Origin of the sequence: uncultured Thalassospira sp., assembly GCF_963976115.1 — a bacterium.
GTDB lineage: Bacteria > Pseudomonadota > Alphaproteobacteria > Rhodospirillales > Thalassospiraceae > Thalassospira.
This window is the reverse complement of record NZ_CAXBJJ010000008.1, coordinates 38,378-53,242: the sequence shown is the minus strand read 5'-3', so window position 1 is coordinate 53,242 and position 14,865 is coordinate 38,378. Positions and strand designations below refer to the sequence as shown.

14 protein-coding genes are annotated in these 14,865 nt (G+C 51.6%); 10 read left to right on the top strand and 4 right to left on the bottom strand.

Features of this window, described 5'->3' with window-relative positions:
* Nucleotides 1-16: 16 nt before the first annotated feature.
* The 3 genes from AAC086_RS11815 to AAC086_RS11805 all read right to left on the bottom strand — a co-directional run bounded on the left by AAC086_RS11815 (nucleotide 17) and on the right by AAC086_RS11805 (nucleotide 3,441).
* Nucleotides 17-1,225, bottom strand: a complete 1,209-nt coding sequence (locus AAC086_RS11815) for an MFS transporter (protein WP_339778874.1) — start codon at nucleotides 1,223-1,225, stop codon at nucleotides 17-19.
* Nucleotides 1,226-1,244: 19 nt separating this feature from the next.
* Nucleotides 1,245-2,006 (bottom strand): DeoR/GlpR family DNA-binding transcription regulator, encoded by a 762-nt coding sequence (locus AAC086_RS11810; protein ID WP_339778873.1) that lies wholly within the window; start codon nucleotides 2,004-2,006, stop codon nucleotides 1,245-1,247.
* 139 nt (nucleotides 2,007-2,145) lie between these two features.
* Nucleotides 2,146-3,441, bottom strand: coding sequence for a PLP-dependent transferase (locus tag AAC086_RS11805; RefSeq protein WP_339778872.1), 1,296 nt, complete (start codon nucleotides 3,439-3,441; stop codon nucleotides 2,146-2,148).
* 212 nt (nucleotides 3,442-3,653) lie between these two features.
* Between AAC086_RS11805 and AAC086_RS11800 the strand changes: the two genes are divergently transcribed.
* From AAC086_RS11800 to AAC086_RS11760, 9 genes are all read left to right on the top strand, one after another.
* Complete coding sequence (locus AAC086_RS11800) at nucleotides 3,654-4,793, top strand: acyl-CoA dehydrogenase family protein (RefSeq protein ID WP_339778871.1); 1,140 nt, start codon at nucleotides 3,654-3,656, stop codon at nucleotides 4,791-4,793.
* Between the two features lie 35 nt (nucleotides 4,794-4,828).
* Complete coding sequence (locus tag AAC086_RS11795) at nucleotides 4,829-5,917, top strand: enoyl-CoA hydratase/isomerase family protein (RefSeq protein WP_339778870.1); 1,089 nt, start codon at nucleotides 4,829-4,831, stop codon at nucleotides 5,915-5,917.
* A gap of 74 nt (nucleotides 5,918-5,991) precedes the next feature.
* Nucleotides 5,992-6,879 (top strand): 3-hydroxyisobutyrate dehydrogenase, encoded by an 888-nt coding sequence (gene mmsB / locus AAC086_RS11790; RefSeq protein WP_339778869.1) that lies wholly within the window; start codon nucleotides 5,992-5,994, stop codon nucleotides 6,877-6,879.
* Between the two features lie 729 nt (nucleotides 6,880-7,608).
* Nucleotides 7,609-8,532 (top strand): branched-chain amino acid ABC transporter permease LivH, encoded by a 924-nt coding sequence (locus AAC086_RS11785; RefSeq protein ID WP_339778868.1) that lies wholly within the window; start codon nucleotides 7,609-7,611, stop codon nucleotides 8,530-8,532.
* On the top strand, nucleotides 8,532-10,055 hold the full coding sequence (gene livM, locus AAC086_RS11780; protein ID WP_339778867.1) for a high-affinity branched-chain amino acid ABC transporter permease LivM: 1,524 nt from the start codon (nucleotides 8,532-8,534) through the stop codon (nucleotides 10,053-10,055). Before AAC086_RS11785 ends, livM begins: the two co-directional genes overlap by 1 nt.
* Complete coding sequence (locus AAC086_RS11775) at nucleotides 10,052-10,906, top strand: ATP-binding cassette domain-containing protein (RefSeq protein ID WP_339778866.1); 855 nt, start codon at nucleotides 10,052-10,054, stop codon at nucleotides 10,904-10,906. Before livM ends, AAC086_RS11775 begins: the two co-directional genes overlap by 4 nt.
* 19 nt (nucleotides 10,907-10,925) lie before the next feature.
* Nucleotides 10,926-11,636: an ABC transporter ATP-binding protein gene (locus AAC086_RS11770; RefSeq protein ID WP_339779110.1), complete on the top strand. Its 711-nt coding sequence runs from the start codon at nucleotides 10,926-10,928 to the stop codon at nucleotides 11,634-11,636.
* Between the two features lie 11 nt (nucleotides 11,637-11,647).
* The gene (locus AAC086_RS11765) at nucleotides 11,648-11,998 is read left to right on the top strand and encodes a DUF6867 family protein (RefSeq protein WP_339778865.1); all 351 of its coding nucleotides are present in this window, start codon (nucleotides 11,648-11,650) and stop codon (nucleotides 11,996-11,998) included.
* 199 nt (nucleotides 11,999-12,197) lie between these two features.
* Nucleotides 12,198-13,304 (top strand): branched-chain amino acid ABC transporter substrate-binding protein, encoded by a 1,107-nt coding sequence (locus AAC086_RS11760; RefSeq protein WP_339778864.1) that lies wholly within the window; start codon nucleotides 12,198-12,200, stop codon nucleotides 13,302-13,304.
* A 237-nt stretch (nucleotides 13,305-13,541) separates the two neighbouring features.
* Here AAC086_RS11760 and AAC086_RS11755 read toward each other — a convergent pair whose 3' ends face one another.
* Nucleotides 13,542-13,961 (bottom strand): MucR family transcriptional regulator, encoded by a 420-nt coding sequence (locus AAC086_RS11755; RefSeq protein WP_339778863.1) that lies wholly within the window; start codon nucleotides 13,959-13,961, stop codon nucleotides 13,542-13,544.
* A gap of 453 nt (nucleotides 13,962-14,414) precedes the next feature.
* Between AAC086_RS11755 and rpiB the strand changes: the two genes are divergently transcribed.
* On the top strand, nucleotides 14,415-14,858 hold the full coding sequence (rpiB, locus tag AAC086_RS11750) for a ribose 5-phosphate isomerase B (protein WP_339778862.1): 444 nt from the start codon (nucleotides 14,415-14,417) through the stop codon (nucleotides 14,856-14,858).
* The last annotated feature ends 7 nt before the right edge of the window (nucleotides 14,859-14,865 follow it).

The following is a 14,865-nucleotide window of genomic DNA, read 5'->3' as shown; positions in this document are numbered from 1 at the left end:
CAGATCGCGGCAGTGATCAACTATTGCGGACAGTTTTTAACCGCTGCCGCATGCTGGTCAGATATACCGGAATGATCAGGCTTAAAAAGCCCGACGTTAATAAAAACGCATTTATCAGACCATAACGTTCCGCCACCGCACCAATAACAGGTGGTCCGGCCATTAAGGCGGTATAGCCGGTGGCAGCGATGGTGGCGACCACGGTGCCACCGCTTTTGCCGGTGCTGGCCGCTGCGGTCGAGATGAGAAGCGGCAGGATAACAGCCAGCCCCGTCCCCGTGATAAAACAACCAAGCCACGAAAGCAGGTAATGTGGCGACAGGGCAATGATCAGATAACCTGTTGTTGCCAAACCGCAACTGGCGATAAGAACAGGCGCCCGCCCCAGCCGCATCACCAGCCAGTCCCCGGAAAGGCGGGTTATGGCCATTGCAGCCGAATAAAGGGCAAACCCGGCCGCAGCAATGCTGGCTGTGCTATCATGGGTTTCGATCATTAAAACAGTGACCCAATCGGTAATCACACCTTCGCCAAACTGACCAACAAACGCGCAGATACCAAAGGGCAGCAGCAGCCAGAAAATGGGGCGTTCGCCATTGGGAATTGCTTGATTGCCAGTTTGGATCGTTTGATGGGCAATGTCTTTATGGTGGTCGGCTGGTTTCACCAGATCGGAAAGTAGCCCGCGTTGCAAATACCAGTGGGCTGCAAGCAGGATAATGGCACTGATTGGCAGATGCAGGGATTTTGACAAGGGCAGGGTGAACCATAATGTGGCAAATCCGGCACCACAAAATCCACCCAGGCTCCAGAAACCATGCAGTCCCGATAAAATGCTTTTGTCGCGTGCGCGTTCAAGGCTAACGCCATTTGCATTCATGGCGATATCCATCATCGCCGCACAAAAACCCATGACGAAAAGGGCAATTGCCAATGTTGGCAGGGATGCCATAAATAACGGGATAACAAGGGCCGGAAAAAATAACACACCGGAAAATTTAACGACAGTGTTGGACCCGAACCGGTTTGAACACCGTGCCGCCAGCGGCATGGCGGCCACCACACCAACCGCAGCCGCAAGCAATGCCAGCCCCAGATTTTCGTGACTAAGTGCAAGTCGTTGCTGAACCAGCGGGATGTGCGGCACCCAACTGGCAAAACCGGCACCGTGCAGAAAAAATATGCCGCGACACCGGTTATGGGCCGCGGTGTATAGCGAATTCATCGACGACACCTTTGCTTTATCATACGACAACAACGTCAATGCCGTGGCGGCGGTAATTGGCAAGATAGCTTTGCGAAAGTTTACGCCCTGTCACCAGCGTGCCCACAGCATCGGCATCGCAGACCTTGAAAGGCATCCGGGTTTCCAGCTTGTCGGCGGTGGCAATGGCGATGACGTCAGCGGAGTGGGCGATCATGGCGGCTTTGTTGGCACTTTCTTCTATTCTGCGTGTGCTAACACCCAGATCAGGATGAATGGCACACGTTCCCAGAATGCAAAGATCAGCGTGAAACTGGCAAATTTCGGTCACTGTTTGTGCACCCGATACAACCATATCCCCCTTGATGATTTTCCCGCCAATCATGATGACATCGGCAGTGTCATGATCGGCCAAAACCACCGCAGCAGCCGGATTAACCACAATTGCCGTCCCGTGAAAGGAAGGTTTAAGGTGTCGCACAACTTCAAGGACGGTGGTGCCGCTATCGAAAAAGACAATAGCGTCGTCCGGGATCATATGAAGGGCGACGTGGCGGGCAATGGCGGCACGTTCGGGGCGATTTTCCTGGCTGCGTTCCTGATAAGTTCCATCATCGGTTGCGGGCAGAACCGCGCCGCCGTGAATACGCCGCAAGTGACCGCTCCCCTCTAGCTGGCGCAAGTCACGGCGAATGGTATCTATCGATGTATGCAGCCTTTCTGCCAGATCATGGATGTGAACGGTGCCAAATCGTTTTAAAAGCCGTGCAATTTCGTGCTGCCTGTTTTCCACGCTGGACATGAAGTTTTTGCCTGTTTTGCGTATTTTGCATGTTTTGCCTGAATTTCTTTTACGGTACGACCATATCGGCGTCAATAAAAACCGGCCGCGGTTTCCCGTGGCCGGTTATCTGGACCGTGCGTTTCAGGCAGGCGCGGGATCAAACGAGGTTTAACGCCTGTTCCAGGTCGGCAAGGATATCGTCAATATGTTCAATACCAATCGACAGGCGAATGTAACTTTCGCTCACACCGGATGCGGCCAGTTCGGATTCTGTCATCTGCGAATGTGTTGTCGTCGCAGGATGGATCGCCAGCGAGCGCGTATCGCCAATATTGGCAACGTGATAAAACAGCTTCAGGCTATTGATGAATTTTTCACCGGCAGCCCGGCCATCATTTAGCTCAAACCCCATTAACGACCCATATCCACCGCTTAGATAGGCCTCAGCCCGGCGCAGGCTTTCACCTTGTTGCAGGCTGGGGTGAATAACCTTGGCGATTTTGGGGTGCTTTTGCAAAAATGCGGCAACCTTGTTGGCATTTTCGCAATGGCGTTCCATGCGCAGGGGCAATGTTTCCATCCCCTGAATGATCTGAAAGGAACTCATCGGCGAGGCGGCGGCACCAATATCGCGCAGCATGGTGCAGCGCAGCTTGATCGCATAGGCCACCGGGCCAATCGGTTTAACGGCTTCGGTCCAGATTGCACCGTGATAGCTGGGGTCGGGCTGGGTTAACAGCGGAAAGCGTTCAGCGTGTTTTTCCCAGTCAAACTTGCCCGAATCAACCACGACACCGCCCACGGATGTGCCATGACCGGCAATAAATTTGGTGGTTGAATACATAACCACGCTGGCCCCATGTTCGATCGGTCGGCACAGGACCGGGGCGGCTGTATTATCGACAACCAGCGGAATGCCCAGCGCGTCGCCAATGTAAGCAACTTCGCGCAGCGGGAAAACCTGCAATTTGGGATTGGGCAGGGTTTCGGCATAGAAGGCGCGGGTTTTGTCATCGGCCAGCTTGCGGAAATTTTCCGGATCAGACGGATCGGCAAAACGCACCTCGATTCCCATTTGCCGGAAAGTATGGGCAAACAGGTTCCATGTGCCGCCGTAAAGGTCGGTTGAACTGATAATATTGTCGCCCGCCTGGGCAATGTTAAGCAGGGCAAAGGTTGTTGCCGCCTGGCCCGACGCCACTGCCACCGCTGCCACACCGCCTTCAAGGGCGGCAATGCGCTGTTCAAGAACATCGTTGGTCGGGTTTGTCAGCCGGGTATAGATATTGCCCAGTTCTTTTAAAGCAAACAGATTGGCGGCATGTTCGGTGTCGCGAAACTGGTAGCTGGTGGTTTGATAGATCGGCACTGCGACGGACCCGGTCGTCGGGTCGGCGCGGTAACCGGCATGAAGAACAATGGTTTCCGGGTTTTTGCTATCTGTCATTTCCATTCCCCTTAAGGTGTTTTTTGAAGAAATTTGCACGCAGTAAGCCACATTAATCCAACCTGGGCAAGACGTGCCGCGAGGCAGATTTATGTGGGTTGCTGTTTTGGGGAATGTGCCTAATGACGTATTTCGGTAAGATTATGCCGAATTATTTGACATTGCGGCTTTTTCCCGTTTACGTAAAGGGAAACAACAGCCTTGGTGAGGAAAATCCGATGGAGTTCGCCCTTTCAGAAGACCAACAGGCATTTCAGCAGGCCGCCCGCGATTTTGCCGCCGGTGAAATGGCGCCCCATGCGGCCCGGTGGGATGCTGAGCACATTTTCCCCGAGGACACCTTGCGCAAGGCCGCCGAAATGGGCTTTGCCGCAATTTACACCCGCGACGATGTCGGCGGCTCGGGTTTGGGAAGGCTTGATGCCGCCGTGATCTTTGAAGAGCTGGCAACGGCGTGCCCGTCAACAGCGGCCTATTTGTCGATCCATAATATGGCCTGCTGGATGATTGACCGTTTCGGTAATGACCAACAGCGACAGGCCTTTTTGCCCAAGCTGACAAGTATGGCGCATTTCGCCAGTTATTGCCTGACCGAACCAGGGGCCGGGTCGGATGCAGGTTCGTTGCGGACGCGCGCTGTTCGCACCGGTAATACATATGTGTTGAATGGTGAAAAGGCCTTTATTTCCGGCGGGTCGCGCAGTGATATTTATGTCGTGATGGCGCGAACCGGCGATGAAACCACCGCAGGCATATCAACCTTTCTGGTCCCAAAGGATGCACCCGGTCTTTCGTTTGGCAAACTGGAAGAAAAAATGGGCTGGAACAGCCAGCCGACATCCGCCGTCATTTTCAGTGATTGCACAATTCCGGCTGAAAATTTGCTGGGTGCGGAAGGGGATGGCTTTAAATTTGCCATGAAGGGCCTTGATGGTGGTCGCTTGAACATTGCGGCATGTTCCATTGGCGGGGCCCGCGCGGCGATGACACTTGCGCGCGAGCATATGCGGGTTCGCAAACAGTTTGGCAAGCCGCTTGAAGCCTTTCAGGCATTGCAATTCAAATATGCCGATATGGTAACAGAGCTGGAAGCCGCCCGTTTGTTGCTGCACAAAGCAGCCTGTAAACTTGACGAACAGGCGCCCGATGCCACACAATTTTGCGCGATGGCAAAACGCTTTGCCACCGATACGGCCTTTGATGTTTGCAACGATGCCCTGCAATTGCATGGCGGGTATGGTTACATTCGGGAATATCCTGTCGAACGGTTGCTGCGTGATCTGCGTGTGCATCAAATCCTTGAAGGAACCAACGAAATTATGCGGGTTATCATCGCGCGGAGCGCGTTGCGCGGCTAAATGATGGTTATCATCGGAACTCCAGGAGCCTTGATATGAGTGATGTCGGTGTCAATTTTGCGGTGAACGGTGCGGTGGGCGAAATCTATCTGGATCGCCCCAAAGCCTTGAACGCCCTGACATTGCCAATGGTGGATGCCATTCATCAGCAGATGCGTTTGTGGGAACGAGATGATGCAATTGCTGTTCTGACGATTGAAGGAACGGGCGGAAAGGCATTTTGCGCCGGGGGCGATATTCGCGGGCTTTATGATGCGCACCAGAATAACCAACCTGAATTGCTCGATGCCTTTTACCGCCGCGAATATTTGTTAAACCATTATATGTCGCAATATCCCAAGCCGTGCATTGCCTTGCTTGATGGTATTACGATGGGCGGGGGTGTTGGTGTTTCCGTTCATGGCCGCTATCGGCTGGTGACGGAAAAAACGATGTTTGCCATGCCCGAAACCGGCATCGGTTTTTTCCCCGATGTTGGCGGCGGCTATTTTCTGCCGCGTTGCCCCGGCGAAATCGGCATGTATCTGGGGTTGACCGGCGCCCGGTTGGGGGCCGCCGACTGTCTTTATGCCGGTATTGCAACGCATGGTGCCCACAGCAGCGATGTCGCAAACGTCAAGCAGGCCTTGGCCGATGCCGATTTTGGTGCGTCAGGGGATGATCCGCAATCGGTTTGTCGTCAGGTTGAAAGCATCCTGAAACAATATGCGCATGATCACGGTTCTGCGCCGATTGCAGAAAACCGGGGCGAAATTGATACCATTTTCGGAGCCGATACTATCGGCGAGGTGATGGTGAAACTTGAGCAATCACTTTCAGATTTTGCTGTTAAAACGCTGAAAATGATAAAAACAAAATCACCTATGGCGTTGTCCGTTACTTTTAAACAGATACGTGAAGGGGCGATGCTGGATCTGGCTTCTGATCTGATAATGGAATTCCGCCTTAGTCAGCGCATGGTTGAAAAGCCGGACCTGTTTGAAGGTGTTCGCGCCGTTATCGTCGATAAGGACCAAAAACCGCGCTGGGCGCAGGCGGAAGTCGGGCAGGTGGACCCGCGTGACGTGGATGGCTTTTTTGCCCCGTTGCCAGATGACAAGGAACTAACCATTTCGCACGGGTAAGGGACCCGCAAGACCATATATTTATCAAACAATGAAAACCGGTAATGACCGGACCATCAGAGGAGACGTTAAAAATGGCGAAAATCGGTTTTGTCGGATTGGGCAATATGGGGGGCCCCATGGCGGCCAATCTTATTCGTGCAGGACATGAGGTTAAGGTGTTTGACCTGTCGGCTGATGCTGTAAAAGCGGCAGTGGAAATTGGCGGAACGGCGGCAGGGTCGCTGGCGGAAGTTGCAACGGATGTTGAGGCGATTGTTACGGTATTGCCCGCTGGCAAGCATGTTTTGGCCGTCTATGATGGGCCTGACGGTATTTTGGCCCATGCCGCTACCAATACCTTGGTGATTGACAGCTCCACCATCGATGTGGATGCCGCGCGCAAAGCCGCTGAACTGGCAAAAGCGCGCGACATGCGCCCGGTTGATGCACCAATTTCAGGCGGCGTTGGCGGCGCAACAGCAGGCACCCTGACCTTTATGGTCGGCGGCAGTGAAGATGCCTTTGCATCGGCCGAGCCGATTTTACAGGCAATGGGCAGCAATATTATTCACGCCGGGGATAATGGTGCAGGGCAGGCGGCAAAAATTTGCAACAATATGATCCTGGGTGTGAGCATGATTGCCGTTTCCGAGGCGTTTATGCTGGCAAAGCGCCTGGGGGTGGATGCCCAGAAACTGTTTGATATTTCATCCAAGGCATCCGGGCAGTGCTGGTCGCTGACCAGTTATTGTCCGGTTCCCGGGCCTGTACCGGCATCGCCAGCCAACCGTGACTATCAGGCCGGTTTTGCGGTTGATATGATGCTGAAGGATCTGAAGCTTGCCCAGCAGGCCGCCGCCGGTGCCAATGCGACCACTCCGATGGGGGCTTTGGCCGAAAGCCTTTATGCCATGTATAGTGCAGGTGGCAATGGCGGGCGCGATTTTTCAGCGATTGTTAAAATGCTGGATGGCGAGTGATCCAGTCGTAAAACAGGCCGGTTGTGCCATTAAGCAGCATAATCCACTGGAACAATGCGGGGGATTTTTGTCCTCCGCATTTTTTATGTCCAGATTCGTCTCATTTGGTAGTATTCTTGTTTCCATACCAAGTTATACTGATGCTTCACGTTACAGCCGAAAATGCGATCCGGGATAAATTATGGCATCACCTTCATTCAAAGGCCGAGAAATATACATAGAATTCAAGCAGGTAGGGCAATATCTGCGATGTACTGCCATCGATTCCGTTAGCGGACAAGAGGTGACAGTCGCAGGTCCTGTTTCGCGAAATCCGGAACAGTTAAAGCGCGTAGCGGTACAAAAACTTGAATACGTTCTCAATAAAGGATAAAGTATACAATATAAGAACAGTTGGTTGAGTAGCCGTTGTGGTAAAAAATTCTATCCAAGGGCGAGAAAACGGGAGATTCAACCAATTTTTCGAACACGCTTGCAGCCTTTGACCACATGTGTCTAAGGTTTCAATCGTTAATCGCGTTTCCGAATATAGAATCACATAAGAATGATCGCGTTCGGAAACTTAAAAGCGGGGTTACCCGATAACAAAAAGACGGAGGCTTCGGAAGTTTGCGAGGGGGCAATTGGGGAGATGGGTTCTTTCCCGACAACATTTGTATATCCTTGTTCTTTTCCTTTAGCCTTGCTGTCGAGGGCGGCGTTTGTCTGTGCCAAATCTAAGGTTGAGCAATGGATTGGGCTTATTTTTTACAACAATTGATCAATGGACTGACGCTTGGCGCCATTTATGGCCTCATCGCGATCGGTTACACCATGGTCTATGGCATTATCGGCATGATCAACTTCGCGCATGGCGAAATTTACATGCTGGGTGCCTTTCATTCCCTGATTACGTTCCTGATTTGTCAGGCGGCAGGAATTAGCGGCATTTTGCCGTTAACACTTCTTTTGATGCTGGTCGTGTCAATGGTCATGACTTCGGTTTATGGCTGGGGCGTTGAACGCATAGCCTATCGGCCATTGCGCGGATCGTTTCGTTTGGCGGCACTGATCTCTGCGATTGGCATGTCGATCTTCTTGCAGAACTTTGTGCAGATTGCACAGGGTGCGCGGGTCAAGGCGATGCAGCCCTTCATCAAGGGTGGCGTCACGTTGATGGAAAGTCCGAACTTCAATGTTCAGCTTAGCTATATGCAGATGGTCATCATCGTTCTAACCTTTGTTCTGATGGTTGTGTTTTCCACACTTATTGCGAAAACATCGCTTGGTCGCGCCCAACGCGCCTGCGAACAGGACCGCACGATGGCTGGTTTGCTTGGCATCAATGTGGACCGCACCATTTCGACGACCTTTGTCATGGGGGCGGCTCTTGCCTCTGTCGCCGGTATGATGGTGACACTCTATTATGGTGTTATCGACTTCTATATCGGCTTCCTTGCCGGGGTGAAGGCATTCACCGCTGCCGTTCTTGGCGGTATCGGGTCGCTGCCAGGCGCCATGCTTGGCGGATTGCTGATTGGCCTGATTGAATCCTTCTGGTCGGGATACCTCACTATTGAATACAAGGATGTTGCTACATTCAGCATTCTGGTTCTGGTGCTGATCTTCCGACCGTGGGGTCTTCTGGGCAAGCCGGAGGTGGAGAAAGTCTGATGTCGTCTTTACTTACATCTTCGCGGGTTACACCGGCAGACATAGCCAAAGAACTTGCGTTCTTTGCTGTTCTGGCCTTCATGATGTCTATCATGATTCTGGGGGTTGAAACCGTTGACCGTCCGACCGGTCTTGAACTTGCCCTGCGCTGGGACCTTGTCCTTATTGCGATAGGTGCCACCGTTATTGGCCGACTTGGACTGGTTGTGCGTCGTGAACATCTTTCTCGATTATTGCAGGCCGGTCTGATCGTTGTTTCGGCCCTGATGGTGATCGAAATGTTCGTGCGTTTCCGCGATCTGGATGATCGCTGGGTATCACCTGTCATTTTTGATATGGCGACACACAGTGTCGGTCGCGCGATCTTCTTTATCTGTTTGATTGCGGCTGTTTTTGCGATTGCCTATTTTTCGGCATCCAAAGGCCGTCCGACGGGAGACGAGGACGGTACCAGGAAAATATCCGCCAAATTACAGCTTGCTTACCGGACCAACACCAAAAAGATCGGTATGTTCGGGATTGCGTTCTTCATTATTTTTCCGTTCATTTTTGGCGAAAACCGCTCTGCAATCGACCTTGCGACCCTGGTGATGATTTACATCATGCTGGGGTGGGGGCTGAACATTGTGGTGGGTCTTGCCGGGTTGCTGGACCTTGGATATGTCGCCTTCTATGCCGTCGGTGCTTATTCCTATGCTTTGCTGTCCCAGCATTTCGGCCTCAGCTTCTGGCTGTGCTTGCCCATGGCGGGTTTGTTCTCGGCCAGCTTTGGTATCATGCTGGGCTTCCCGGTTCTTCGCCTGCGCGGGGATTACCTTGCCATTGTGACGTTGGGCTTTGGTGAAATCATTCGTGTGATTCTCATCAACTGGTACAATTTAACTGGCGGTCCTGACGGCATTGCATCAATTGAACGTCCCTCGTTTTTTGGCCTGGCAGAATTTTCGCGCCGGGTACCAGAAGGTGTGACGCGTTTTTCCGACATGTTCGGCATTGAATATTCGTCAATGCACCGCTTGATCTTCCTGTACTATCTGATCCTGATTTTGGCGCTGGTAACCAATTTCGTGACCATGCGTTTGCGCAAATTGCCAATCGGACGGGCATGGGAAGCCTTGCGCGAAGATGAAATTGCCTGTCGGTCTCTTGGCATCAACCCGACCAACACCAAGCTGTCGGCCTTTGCCATCGGCGCAATGTTTGGCGGTTTTGCCGGGGCATTTTTTGCCACCCGTCAGGGCTTTATCAGCCCGGAAAGTTTCACCTTCCTTGAGTCTGCTGTTATTCTGGCCATTGTTGTGATGGGCGGTATGGGCAGCCAGATCGGGGTGGTGCTGGCCGCGATCGTCATGATCGGTTTCCCGGAAATGTTCCGTGAACTGGCTGAATACCGCATGCTGATTTTCGGGGCAGGGATGGTTGCCATCATGTTGTGGCGTCCGCGTGGCCTTTTGTCTTTCCGTGATCCGACAATCTTGCTGAGTATGAGCAAGAAAGAAAAAGTTGCCGGAGAAAAATCATGACCGACAACAAATTGCTTGAAGTTGAACATCTGACAATGCGTTTCGGTGGTCTGGTGGCAATTGACAATTTGTCTTTTACGGCCAGGAAGCGGGAAATTACGGCAATTATCGGCCCGAACGGGGCGGGTAAGACCACAGTGTTTAACTGTCTTACGGGGTTCTATGTGCCGACCGAGGGCCGGTTGACACTGAATGCCAATGATGGCCCGCGATTATTGGAACGGACCGAAGGTTTTCGCATTTCGCGCAATAACGGCGTTGCGCGAACCTTCCAGAATATTCGTCTGTTTACCGGCATGACGGTTCTGGAAAATCTGATCGTTGCCCAGCATAACCGCTTGATGGATGCGTCTCTGTTTTCGGTGGCGGGTCTATTCAATCTGAAGCGTTATTCCAGTGCGGAAAAAGAAGCACTGGAGCGTGCCAAATTCTGGTTAAACAAGACCGGTTTATACGAATTTGCAGACTGGAATGCCGGCAACCTTGCCTATGGCGCCCAGCGGCGTCTGGAAATTGCCCGGGCGATGTGTGTTGAACCCTCGTTATTGTGCCTTGATGAACCGGCAGCCGGTTTGAACCCCCGTGAGTCCGGGGAGTTGAATTTGCTGTTGCAAAGCATCCGGGACGAGCAGGGCATTGGTCTGTTGTTGATCGAGCACGATATGAGTGTCGTGATGAAGATTTCTGACCATGTGATCGTGCTTGATTACGGCAAGAAAATTGCCGATGGAAACCCCGAGGCCGTTAAAAACGACCCCGCGGTGATCCGTGCCTATCTGGGTGAAGATGAAGACGATGAACTTCCGCCGGAAGTTGCCCGGGATCTTCATCTTTCCCCAAAGGCAAAGTGAGGGAGACATCGATATGACCATGTTGAAAATTGAAGGTGTTCACACCTTCTACGGTAATATCGAAGCCCTCAGGGGCATTGATATGGAAGTCAATGAAGGGGAAATTGTTACCCTGATCGGGGCCAATGGTGCTGGTAAAACAACCCTTCTGATGACATGCTGCGGGTCGCCGCAGGCCTCCAAAGGCCGTATTTTATTTGAAGGTACCGACATCAGCCGGATGCCAACCCATGACATCTGTCGGCTGGGAATTCAGCAATCCCCGGAGGGGCGGCGTATTTTCCCGCGGATGTCGGTTTTTGAAAATCTGCAAATGGGGGCTTGTACCCAGGACCCCAAGCATTTCGATTCAGATCTGGAAATGGTCTTTGATTTGTTTCCGCGTCTGAAGGAACGGATCAATCAGCGTGCCGGTACCATGTCGGGCGGCGAGCAGCAGATGCTGGCCATTGGCCGTGCCCTGATGGGCCGACCGCGCCTTTTGCTGCTTGACGAGCCTTCGCTTGGTCTTGCGCCGCTGGTGGTAAAGCAGATTTTTGAAACCATCAAAAAGATCAATCTGGAAAAAAAGGTTACCGTATTCCTGGTTGAACAAAATGCGTTCCATGCGTTGAAGTTGGCGCATCGTGGATATGTCATGGTCAATGGCAACATTACCATGTCGGGCGGTGGTGCTGAATTGCTGGCAAACCCTGAAGTGCGCGCAGCGTATCTTGAAGGCGGACACTAGGAGATAACGTTATGGAAGCAATTACAGGCACCAGCATCAGCGTTACCATTGGCATCACCATCATTTTGATGGGGTTTTGCGCGATGATGACAGGGCAGGCGGTTGCCAATACCTGGCGCCCGATGAGCCAGATGGTTCCCTATGCCATTTTGTTGGGATTAACGGACCGGTTTTTAGGGTTTGCCCTGTTTAATGGCGAGCTTCTGTCTTTGTCGGGTTTCATTTTTGATACTGTTATTTTGCTGGCTATTGCCATGGTTTCATTTCGGATTGTCCGGGTGAACAAGATGCTGTCACAGTATCCATGGTTGTATGAACGTGTTGGCCCATTTGCCTATCGTTCGCGTGAAGGCGCTGAATAACATTACTTTTTGCCGATGCTGCCGGGGAACCGGTTTGTTGGCGAAGAAACGATTTGTACTATTGCACACCTTAAACGGGATGCTAGAGTACGAGGAGCGGAAACCGGTAAATGGGGAAAAAACCAGGCCGGTTTCGGGTCCTAAAAGATGGTTCTGGCATGGTGTCGGAATCAACCTTTGGAACAGGGAGACTTCTCTTATGTCGAAAACCAAGCTTGGCCTTCTGGCAACTGTATCGGCGCTTGTCCTGTCAATGGGGGCAGCAAAAGCTGACATTACCATTGCGACTGTTGGTCCGATGACTGGTCCTTACGCCGCTTTTGGTGAACAGATGCGTCAGGGTGCCGTTAAGGCAGTTGAAGATATCAACGCTGCCGGCGGTGTGAACGGAGAAAAGCTGGTTCTGGAAGTTGGCGATGATGCTTGCGATCCCAAGCAGGCTGTTGCTGTTGCTAACCAGCTGATCAGCAAGGATGTTGCTCTTGTTGCAGGTCACTTCTGCTCGGGTTCTTCGATCCCTGCCTCGGAAGTCTACAACGAAGAAGGGGTTATTCAGATTTCCCCGGCTTCAACCAACCCGCAATTGACGGAGCGTGGCCTCGACAACGTTTTCCGCGTTTGTGGCCGTGATGACCAGCAGGGCGAAGTTGCCGGTAAATATCTGGCAGCACACTATGGTGACAAGCGTATTGCCATCGTTCACGACAAACAGGCTTATTCTAAGGGCCTTGCTGACGAAACCAAGAAATTTCTGAATGAAGCTGGTGTCAAGGAAGTCTTGTATGAAGCCATCACGCCGGGCGAAAAAGACTATTCGGCTTTGGTTACCAAGCTGAAATCCGAAAATGTTGATGTGCTGTATTACGGTGGCTATCATACCGAACTTGGTTTGATCGTGCGTCAGATGCGTGCCCAGGGAATGGACACTCTGGCGATGTCCGGCGATGCCATCAACACCCTTGAATATTGGTCCATCACGGGTGATGCCGGGGCCGGTACCATGTTCACGGCCGGTCCGGCGCTTGAAAAAGATCCGCGCAACGCGGATCTCGTGAAATACTTCGAAGGTAAAGGTTACAAGCCTGAAGGTTATACCCTGTATACCTATGGTGCGATCCAGGCTTGGGCACAAGCTGCGACCAAAGCTGGTACAACCGACTTTGAACCTGTTACCAAAGAACTCAAAAGCGGTGACAGCTTTGATACGGTCCTGGGTTCGATCTCGTTCGACTCCAAAGGCGACGTCGCTGCTCCGGGTTACGTTTTCTACAAATGGGAAAATGGCACCTACGATTATGCGAATTAATCAGTCCTGATTTTTTGATCGCGACATGGCCCGGTACAGAAATGTGCCGGGCTTTTTTCGGTGTCCGGCCTGTTCGATTATATTGATGTTTCGATGCCCGGGCGAGGGTGCAGGGATTGCGGAAATTTTGCCGCATGCAGTTTTAATTTTGAAAACCCAAATAAAAAGGTACCTCCCGAACCGGGGGCACCTTTTTATCAACAGCTATCGCAGTAAAAAGCAATCCGTTTGCTGTCGTTAGTCGGCTTTGCGGCCAAGACCAATCTTTTTGGCAAATTGTGAACGCTGCTTTGCATAATTCGGGGCGACCATCGGGTAGTCTGCCGCCAAACCCCATTTTGCCCGGTATTCTTCCGGGGTCATATTATAGGTTGTGCGAAGATGGCGTTTCAGCATTTTGAGTTTTTTGCCGTCTTCAAGGCAAATGATGTAATCATCGCCAATTGATTTTTTGATCGGGACAGCAGGTTTAAGCGGTTCTTCTTCTTCGATTTCTTCAAGGCCACGCAAATCTTCAAGTGATCTGAAAGTTGCTGTGATCAGTTCGGGAAGCTGCGTTGCGGCCAGAGCATTGTTACTGACATATGCCGAAACGATATCTACTGTCATTTGCAGCAGTTCGTCGCGATCAAAGGTATCGTCGTTTACGTCGGTCATTTTTTCTTGTGTCCTTGAACCTGTTCCCAATAGCTACGAGAATTGCAGCTCAAAGGGGCATATAGTCAACATTTGCGTTTGTTCAATATTGTTAAAATAATTTGATGCAAACACCGATCTTTATACTTAACAAATAACATCAGAGCAAACAAACGTACAATGGTATAGTTTTGAAGCGAAACCAAGCGTTTAACATGTCGTTTTCTGTAGTGATTTTTTGTTCGCCAATTAAAAAACAACGTGCATTTCCCAGTATTTATTTTTCCAATGCGGGGATGTCATACAACTATTTTTGATATTAAGGTGTTGATGTATTGTTGACAGTCGAATTCGAGAGCAGCGTAGAGTGCATGGCAGAACTCGCGGTGATCGATGCGACTGCGCGTTGGCAGCACGATAGTGATGTGTTAAAAGGCGCTCAAATTTTATTGCAGTTTGAAAAGGGCGCAGAAAATGTCGGCCAAAACCATTGCGATTGCTGCCGATCATGGCGGTGTTGAGCTTAAGGCATTAATCGTCGAACAACTGTCGAAGCAAGGATACAAAGTGCTGGATCTCGGCACTGATGGTGCCTCATCTGTCGATTATCCCGATTTCGCCTATGCGGTTTGCAAAACCATTATCGACGGAACGGCAGAAAGCGGTATTCTTGTTTGCGGATCAGGCATTGGCATGAGCATTGCCGCCAACCGGTACCCGGAAATCCGGGCCGCTCTGGTTCATGATCGCCTGTCAACCGAGCTTTGCCGTCAGCACAACAACGCCAATGTTCTTTGTCTTGGCGCACGCCTTTTGGGCGTTGCGACAGCGCAGGATTGCGTGGAAGCATTTGTGTCGACTGAATTTGAAGGTGGCCGTCATCAGGGGCGTATCGACAAACTTTCGGCCCCGCAATAACCCTATT

Bases quoted from the DNA above. Each gene is read 5' to 3' on its own strand.
- AAC086_RS11815 (WP_339778874.1), bottom strand. From the start codon at position 1,225: ATGAATTCGCTATACACCGCGGCCCATAACCGGTGTCGCGGCATATTT.
- AAC086_RS11810 (WP_339778873.1), bottom strand. From the start codon at position 2,006: ATGTCCAGCGTGGAAAACAGGCAGCACGAAATTGCACGGCTTTTAAAA.
- AAC086_RS11805 (WP_339778872.1), bottom strand. From the start codon at position 3,441: ATGGAAATGACAGATAGCAAAAACCCGGAAACCATTGTTCTTCATGCC.
- AAC086_RS11800 (WP_339778871.1), top strand. From the start codon at position 3,654: ATGGAGTTCGCCCTTTCAGAAGACCAACAGGCATTTCAGCAGGCCGCC.
- AAC086_RS11795 (WP_339778870.1), top strand. From the start codon at position 4,829: ATGAGTGATGTCGGTGTCAATTTTGCGGTGAACGGTGCGGTGGGCGAA.
- mmsB (WP_339778869.1), top strand. From the start codon at position 5,992: ATGGCGAAAATCGGTTTTGTCGGATTGGGCAATATGGGGGGCCCCATG.
- AAC086_RS11785 (WP_339778868.1), top strand. From the start codon at position 7,609: ATGGATTGGGCTTATTTTTTACAACAATTGATCAATGGACTGACGCTT.
- livM (WP_339778867.1), top strand. From the start codon at position 8,532: ATGTCGTCTTTACTTACATCTTCGCGGGTTACACCGGCAGACATAGCC.
- AAC086_RS11775 (WP_339778866.1), top strand. From the start codon at position 10,052: ATGACCGACAACAAATTGCTTGAAGTTGAACATCTGACAATGCGTTTC.
- AAC086_RS11770 (WP_339779110.1), top strand. From the start codon at position 10,926: ATGTTGAAAATTGAAGGTGTTCACACCTTCTACGGTAATATCGAAGCC.
- AAC086_RS11765 (WP_339778865.1), top strand. From the start codon at position 11,648: ATGGAAGCAATTACAGGCACCAGCATCAGCGTTACCATTGGCATCACC.
- AAC086_RS11760 (WP_339778864.1), top strand. From the start codon at position 12,198: ATGTCGAAAACCAAGCTTGGCCTTCTGGCAACTGTATCGGCGCTTGTC.
- AAC086_RS11755 (WP_339778863.1), bottom strand. From the start codon at position 13,961: ATGACCGACGTAAACGACGATACCTTTGATCGCGACGAACTGCTGCAA.
- rpiB (WP_339778862.1), top strand. From the start codon at position 14,415: ATGTCGGCCAAAACCATTGCGATTGCTGCCGATCATGGCGGTGTTGAG.